An 8,170-nucleotide genomic window follows, 5' to 3' on the forward strand; every position below is an offset into this window, starting at 1 on the left:
TTTTATAACTGTTGCATTTTCTTTCATAAATTCTTTATAATTTCCAGACTTTAAATTATCGTTCGTATTTACCGCCCATTTTACCAATTTCTTCGTTCCACCAACTACACTTTCGCCTCCCAATCTATCAGATTTTGTGTTTAAGCCTACTGAGATTAGAACACCAGCCACTGCTCCTACCGCTCCTCCTGCCAAGGTTCCAAGTGGCCCCAAAGCAGTCCCAATCGCTGCTCCAGTTGCTGCTGCTCCCGCTGCATATGCTAAGTCCACACCTGTATCTAATGCAACATCTCTTACATCCTGTAGCTGAAATCCATCATCTAGTGACTTTATAGTATTATCTACAACTGTCAGCCCCGTTCCAATAATTGCCACGCTTTTAAAGAGCGTCCCAGTACCTTTGAGTTTTTTAAATGTCTCTGGCCATTTCTTAAAATTGAATTCGTCAATGCTCTTTTGAAATTCGGTCCCAAATGAATCTGTCCATTTATTTTTAAATGCTTTTAAAAATCCTTCTTCATTCCGAGTCATCATAAAATCTTCAACCGCTTTAAATTCAGGCAATTTATAAATATCTTTTTTTGCTTGTTTTATTACATTTTTTGTTGCGTTGTTGTAATTGACTTTAAATTTATCTTGAAAAATAAATTTAAAAATAGCATCTTCATTTGCATCTGTAGCAAAAAGTTTGGAAGCCGCTACAATATCGGCATCGCTTAAAGTTTTAAATATATATGCTCCTTTTCCTTTTCGAGCATTAACATCAAAATCAACACCAAATCCCAAATTTTTTTTCATGTAAACAAGGCGTAAATAACCAGAAAATAATCCGACTACTCCTTTTTTCGCTTTACCCGTATATCCCGCAATCATTTTAGCTACTCCAACTATAGATGCAAAGCTTCCTTCAGACAGAAGTTTTTCGGTTGTATCACTAGAAAAGTTCCCTTCAGTCTCTTGTATTTGTCTCATAGCACCATCTAATCCGCGTAACATGTCATCAAAATTTTGAAGATCATTTTGTTGACTATTGTAAGCCTCTAGTTTTTCTAACGTATCACTGATTTCCTTTTGGCTTTTTTCAACCCCTTCAGAAATTCCTGATGATGAGGGATAATGGATCGGAACAATATCACTAATTGAACTGATAGTCTGTTGGGCTAACTCATTCGATTGATTAAAACTGTTACTATACCCATTAATTTTTTGCTTTACATTATCTAAATAACTCCCATAAATTTTCGTATCTGCATCACTATCAACAGAACTATTAAAATCTTCTAATGCTTTTTCAAATTGCATACTTAAGCTTTCTGCTGCGACCATACACCCTGAAATAACACTTCCATGAACTCTAGATAAATGGCCTTTAATTCCATCAGCAGCAGCACCTTGAAATGAATTAATCTCACTAAAATCCGCTATCTTACCTAATAATGATTCAAACTGTAGATTCAACTCAGTGGCACTTGCTTGAAATCTATTTTGAAGTTCTTTTACTTCTTGTAACTCTATATTTTTATCCACGCTTCTCCCACCCTATTTTAATTTTTCATAGCATGATGAATTGAACCGATCCTTAATTGTTTCTCAAGCTGTTCGTCTTTTTCGACTATTTTCTCCCCGGTTTGTTGTATTTTATTTAAGTCATTTTCTAATATCTGTTCGTATTGCTGCACCTTTTGAGATAACTGTTCAATTGCTTCACAATATTGAATCAGCCTAGACAAATTCGTACGACTCAACTGCATACCATTAAATTTAGTCTTACCTAAATCACTAGCGCCACTTTTCAATTCACTTACTTTCGCATCAAATACCCCTTTATTTAATTTAATTTCCCCCATTTATCATTTCCCCGCCTTCTGTACTTCTACTTGAATACTAGCGTCAACCATTGAAACACTTCGACTTAATGAAAGAATACTAGACTCACATGCAGCGATTTCTCTTTCAAGCCGCCGTATGGCTTGATCGATGTCTTCTTGCACTCTCCCTAGTTCTCCAATAAACTTCCCTAAATTAGAAATAACTTGTTGTTCATACGTTTCTTTAAAAGTAGTTGCTCTTTGCCCTTTCCAACTACTCTCGTTTATTTCTAAAGACTTAAACTGCTCTTGATTTTGTTTAATTGCTTCAAGATTATTTACAAATTTCCCCTTAGCAGTTATTAGCCTTCGTAGTTTCATTTGTAATTCAGCCAATTGCCCTTGTTGATGACTTATACTACTTAATAAACCAGATTTTTGACTATTTAATTCCTCTATCCCCATGCAAATCCCCCCTTAAATAGTTGGCACTTTAATTCTAGTAGCAAAACGATTTTCAACAAAATACCCTTCAAATGGATTTAATTTTGTACTACTTAAATCTTTATTAGATACATCAAAGACCATTTGGCCTGATGATTTTCTAAGTAAAATAACATGAGATTGCGTTTTTATTGTTTTTGAAACTAAATCGTATCGACTGTCAATTGAATCAACATCACAGCCAATTACGAAGTGGATGCCCATAAATGCACCATTTGTTATTAATTCCGCTAAACTATATATATCACTATCTTCTAAATTACTTAAAATATCATTTACATCTGCAATTACAATTACAATCGGCTTAAATTTCTTAATAAATTCAGCTGGGTTCACTGTTTCACTTGATGCTTCCTGCTCCTCTTTAAACGCCGCTTCTCTCGATTTATAAGCATTTGTAACTTGTTTAATCGTTTTCTCAATTCCTGTTTTTTCAGCTACATATAAAGCAGCGCTCTCTCTATAGTTTGAGAAATTGCGTGTTCTTGTATCAATTAAACCTAGATCAAAGTGTCCACTGTCTGCTAACTGTTGAAGGAATTGATGAACTACATTTTCAACTTCATCTTTCTTGATGCCCCCTACAACAATATTAGATGCTTCCGTTAAATCTAATTGGAGAGGGGTAACGTTTTCTGTCTCTACACCAAATGTTAGTTTGCCTGCTTCAATAATTTTTCTTGTTTCTGGCCATGCAATAAACTCTTTGTATTCCAGAACTTCAGGTACCATAGGAATTGCTTTCGGTCTTTCTCCATCCCAGAAGGAATCCATCTCTTTTCCTTCAGCTTGTATATTTTCGATTCGAGTAAGTACATCTTCTCCTTCTGTCGGTAAAGCTGTTTGGAAGATTGTTGGTTCTTCTAGTTTCACTAAGCCACGACCAGCTAATTCCTCAATTTTCAAGTCCGTTCTTCCTACTACAGCTCTAGATTCAGCCTCATCTATCATATAAAGAGCAATTTGTAGTTTAATATTTGTATTTACTTGTACTCTCAATGCATTTTGACGTGTAGCCGTAAGCATTAAATGAATTCCTACCGCTGCCCCTTCACGTACAATTTGTGCAACAATGCGTTCAAAGTCTTCGACAAATCCAGCTTCTCTAACAGAATCATAGTTATCTAACGTAATTAATATTGTTGGTAATACTTCTTTACTAGCTCTCTCATACATTTCAAGACTCGCAACGCCATATTTACTTAGCAATTGCTTTCTATCTTTTAATAGGTCTTCTATGCGGCGAAGAAATTTCTCGCATTTTTCAACTTGGTCTAGTGTAATGATGTCTGCCACATGTGGTAAAGATTTTAATGGCATTAAACCGTTTGTTCCGAAGTCTAATAAATACACATGCAAATGCTCCGGACTATGCTGACGAGCTACATCCATAATGACTGATTGTAAGAATGTTGATTTTCCGTAACCTGGACTTGAGAAGACTGCTACGTGTCCGTCTTTACTAATATCTAATGTTAATGGTGTTTGTGATTGTAATTCAGGCTGATCTAATAGACCAACTGTTGCTTTTAATGGTTTCTTTTCGTTCGTCCATGCTTCCTTGAACTGAATAGCATGTAAGTCTTGTAAATATACGCTTTCTGGAAGTGGCGGTAACCACGGTCTTGCTAACGCTTCAATTTCATTTACTTCTGCGTAATCGTGAATGTAGTCAATAACAGCATCAAGTTCCGACGGTACGCTTATAACGTCTTTACTGCTACCAAGTCCACTTAAATCTTCACTTAATATTTCATATTGTCCTAGATCGTTTATTGCATATATCGTTGCATCTAAATGCTCTTTATCCTCTTTATTTTCTACATAGTCTGCCCCGCTCCAAGCCGATTGGAATAGTTCATAAATTTCATTATTCCCAACTTGTAAGTAAGCACGTCCTGGTAATGTAATTTCAGCAGCATCTGGTGTTTTTAAAATTTCATTACTATCTGACGTATTTTGAACTTTCAGTGCTAGTTTGAATTTCGAGTTACTCCAAATTTGATCATCTACAACACCGCTCGGTTTTTGTGTAGCTAATATTAAATGAATTCCGAGCGAACGACCGATACGTGCTGTTGAAACTAACTCTTTCATAAATTCTGGTTGTTCTGACTTCAATTCCGCGAATTCATCACTAATTAAAAATAGATGTGGCATTGGCTCACTTACTAAGCCTTCTTTATACAGTTTTTGATATTGATTAATATGGTTTACATCATTTTCACCAAATAATCGTTGTCTTTTTTGTAATTCAGCTTTAATTGATGCGAGCGCTCTCATGCTTTGTGCTCCATCTAAGTTCGTAATTGTTCCTAATAAATGCGGTAAGTTTTTGAATAAATTCGCCATACCGCCGCCTTTATAGTCAATTAGTAGAAAGGCCACTTCGTAAGGGTGGAAATTGACTGCTAGAGATAAAATATACGATTGTATAATTTCCGATTTACCTGAACCTGTTGTACCTGCTATTAATCCGTGTGGCCCGTGGGCTTTTTCGTGTAAGTTTAAGTTTACAATATCTTCTTTACCACGTAATCCAAGTGGTACAGCTAAAGATTTATGTGCTGCATTTTTCTGCCAGCGACTTGTGATATTTAACTCTTTTATTTTTTCAACACCGTACATTTCTAGGAATGTTACGCTTTCTGGAATACTATTTTTTAAGTTTTGCAAATGATTTAACGGTGCTAGTGCTCGTGAAACATCTTCTAAATTGAACCCTTTCGGTACATGATTCAATTTAAATTGACGGTTAACAAGCTCTCCTTGTTCTAAGATGATGTTCCCTTGCTTTGCATCTCTTATATCAATTACCGTTTTCACATGCTCTGGTAAACTTTGCATAACATCTTGAACAAACACAAGTGATACACCTAATTGACTCGGATCGTCATTGAAAAATTCCATAACAACATGATCTAAAATTAGTTTTTCATCTGTAATGAGTACGATATAGTGTGGTGCGAAATACAGTTTTTCATTTGTAGAACTTTTTTCATCTACTTTTTGTTTTCTCTCTTTTAAAATTTGATATAAACTATTTAACACCTGATCTCGGCTACGATCATGGTATACAAATCCACGTACATTTATATCGCGAACACTTCCATGGGGTAACCAGCGCATCCAATCCCATTTCTCTTTTTCTTCTTCAGGAAAAATAGTAATAAACTGCAAGTCATAATAGCTATGGAATAAAGCAGTTTGTACGACTAATAATTGTAATTGTTCTAGTACTAAAGAGCGCTGCCCAATGTATCCGACTGGTCCATTCATTAAATCTGTTACGACTGGTACATCGTCTAATGAAAGATTACGCTGCCTTAGTTCACGTGCTATATCAATTAACTCATCTTTCGTTTGACTAAACTCTTCTTCATTAAATTGAATTTCAAAACTAGTATTAGCTTGTCCCGTTCCAACACTGAATGTTAAGAAATCATGATGTTGCATTGTTTTTTCATAAATACGTGGATTTACTTGAACAGCCATATTACGTATTTCTTCAACATTCGGATAATGATACTGTAATGCATGGCGTTGTTTTTCACTTTCTGCATGTAAATCTTTCGTTTTTTGTTTTATATAATCTCTATAACTTTTGTCACGTTCAATAATGTCGATTTTATATTGCTTTAAATTTTTTATATATGATGTGACAGAAACAACTATCGTTACTACAGTCATTGCAACTGATGCTAATATAAATAGACCATATTTCATAAAAATAGCGAGTAATACTGTCACAACAATCATGACAAGAGAAGGTGCGATTATTCTTGCTAAATGCTCAGTTGGTTTTGTCGGCTTACTTGATGGTTTCGCAACTGTCATTTTCTCTTCTGGTTCACGATAAATAATACGTGGTGAACGATGATAGTCTGGATAACCACTTTGATAATTCGTTTCTGATTCTACTAAAATAGGTAATGTAGATTTCACGTTGTTTTCTGAGGACAATACTTGAATATCTTCACTGCCAATCTCCATCAAAACACCATCAAAATATAATTGGTCTCCCGCTTCTAACATAACGCTATCATTTAGCTTCGTATAATTATGAAATACAGCCCCGTCATATACGTTCACTTTAAAAGAATCATACAACGTTTCACGAGACAGTATTAAATCTACGCTACTCCCTGTAATAGCGATATCATCATAACTATTTTGACTGATTGTAAGAGAATGTTTCGTTCCTATATCAAACACTTTAGTTGTGCCAATAATAGATATAAAGACTTTTAAGCTCACGCCTTGATTTTTTCCAATTTCAAATTCTTTGTTGAATTCTATTAATTGACTTTCTACCATCCAAGCGTTTACTTCATTATTCCAGTTTAACTCTATTTCTTTCTCTAAACTTGGATTCGTAATATCATTTGTCCACTCTTTTCCAATCGACACTATTGATTGCTCTTTTGGATGTAATGTGCTCTTATATATTCTGTCTCCATAAGTCAATACTAATAGTTGCTCCATGCGCGTTCACTGCTCCTTTTCAACTGTCTCATCAAGTGCTTTCTTATTCTTTTTTCTCTGTGTTCGACAAATCTTTATCGCTTGATGACTTACCATATTTCTTTGTATATTCATCTAATTGTTGCTCATATGTTTTTAACTTTTGATCACGCTCTTCTCCTGACAAATCCGGATTATTTTTCAGCGATTCAATTTGTTTAACAAGGCCGTATATAATAAGCTCCGGATCATCAAGAGTCTTAGCTAAATCCAATGATTTATCAAAATTACCATTTCCGTTATACATCCAATAAAGCAAATACTTTTCATCACTTTTTAAACTAATATTTTTCATAATTGCTTTTTTTTGATCTTCATCTAGTTTTTCAGCTGTAATGTATGCAAATGCTAACTCATATTTAGAAGCAATCGGTAATGATTCAAATTCCGCTTCATTTAATTGCGTAATTACTTGGTCATAATCAGTTGCTACGAAACTCGCATTTGCTTCTAATAATTTATTTTGATAAGGAAATTTTATAAAAGTGAAATATATTAAAGGAGCAGCTAAAATAACTGTCGCCGCTATGAAGGAAAAAGCTAAATATTTAAATGATTTGTAGCTCTTTTTAGGTACTAACTGCATGTTTTTTTCTGTTTTTGCTTGTTCCTTCTCAAAGCTGTCATCAAGAAACTGCAGTAATGCATCTAGGCTCTCCATTTGAGCAACCGTTTGTTCAAATGTTGTTTCTTTTGCATCTTTTAGTAACCCAGCATACAAATCATCAAAATTATGCTTTTGGGAGAATAAAGCAATGATTAGACACTTATACTGTGTTAAAAATTGCTCTTCTAACAACGGGGTTGGTGGAACAATATCTCGAATTCCTCTATGTATAATACTTGGTATTAAATTAGCATTAAAAACTATGTTGTCTGGATGTAAAAAGAACGTTATTCGTTTATTTAAGTATTTACGAAACTGCGCTATATTTCGAAGCAGTCTTAATTTCTCATTTCTTCCAAAACGGCCAAGATCGTCCCACTTATATAATTTTTTATCCACTTGAAATATAAACGTAAACATATCATCCGTTTCTTCTATCGTTAATGGTACAAACTCAGATGATGCGCCCGTAATTATATCGAATTGACGGAAATCTTTTATACGCGTTTGAGATTTTGTCATTTCCAATTTCCAAATTTCTTTTTCTATTTGAAATTGATAGTTCATTGAATCAATTTGAATTGTTTTTTCCGTCATTTTTATCCTCTTCTCCTTTTGTTTATAAACCATAATAACAAAGCTGTTTTTTGTAAAAAACTAAAAACAGGTAATATTCTTTACAAAACTTGTAAAATATCCCCATCTGTTATTTGATGATCTATTAAAC

Annotated in this window: 5 protein-coding genes; all 5 read right to left on the bottom strand. The window is 34.3% G+C overall.

Going from position 1 to position 8,170, the window contains the following annotated elements:
• On the bottom strand, positions 1-1,527 hold a 1,527-nt coding region (locus AB3X48_RS14220; RefSeq protein ID WP_367959690.1), incomplete at its 3' end, for a T7SS effector LXG polymorphic toxin.
• A 17-nt stretch (positions 1,528-1,544) separates the two neighbouring features.
• Entirely contained in the window at positions 1,545-1,847 is a 303-nt protein-coding gene (locus tag AB3X48_RS14225; RefSeq protein ID WP_002200726.1) for a TIGR04197 family type VII secretion effector, read from the bottom strand.
• A 3-nt stretch (positions 1,848-1,850) separates the two neighbouring features.
• Positions 1,851-2,273: a YwqH-like family protein gene (locus tag AB3X48_RS14230; RefSeq protein ID WP_002200727.1), complete on the bottom strand. Its 423-nt coding sequence runs from the start codon at positions 2,271-2,273 to the stop codon at positions 1,851-1,853.
• A gap of 12 nt (positions 2,274-2,285) precedes the next feature.
• A complete protein-coding gene (gene essC / locus AB3X48_RS14235; RefSeq protein WP_088098995.1) occupies positions 2,286-6,797 on the bottom strand; it encodes a type VII secretion protein EssC in 4,512 nt (1,503 codons plus the stop codon).
• A gap of 43 nt (positions 6,798-6,840) precedes the next feature.
• On the bottom strand, positions 6,841-8,040 hold the full coding sequence (gene essB, locus AB3X48_RS14240) for a type VII secretion protein EssB (RefSeq protein WP_367959691.1): 1,200 nt from the start codon (positions 8,038-8,040) through the stop codon (positions 6,841-6,843).
• Positions 8,041-8,170 lie beyond the last annotated feature (130 nt).

The sequence above is a fragment of the Bacillus sp. S4 genome (assembly GCF_040838205.1).
Lineage (GTDB): Bacteria > Bacillota > Bacilli > Bacillales > Bacillaceae_G > Bacillus_A > Bacillus_A cereus_U.

Excerpts from the sequence above, each read along its gene's own strand:
- AB3X48_RS14225 (WP_002200726.1), bottom strand. The coding sequence starts at position 1,847 with ATGGGGGAAATTAAATTAAATAAAGGGGTATTTGATGCGAAAGTAAGT.
- AB3X48_RS14230 (WP_002200727.1), bottom strand. The coding sequence starts at position 2,273 with ATGGGGATAGAGGAATTAAATAGTCAAAAATCTGGTTTATTAAGTAGT.
- essC (WP_088098995.1), bottom strand. The coding sequence starts at position 6,797 with ATGGAGCAACTATTAGTATTGACTTATGGAGACAGAATATATAAGAGC.
- essB (WP_367959691.1), bottom strand. The coding sequence starts at position 8,040 with ATGACGGAAAAAACAATTCAAATTGATTCAATGAACTATCAATTTCAA.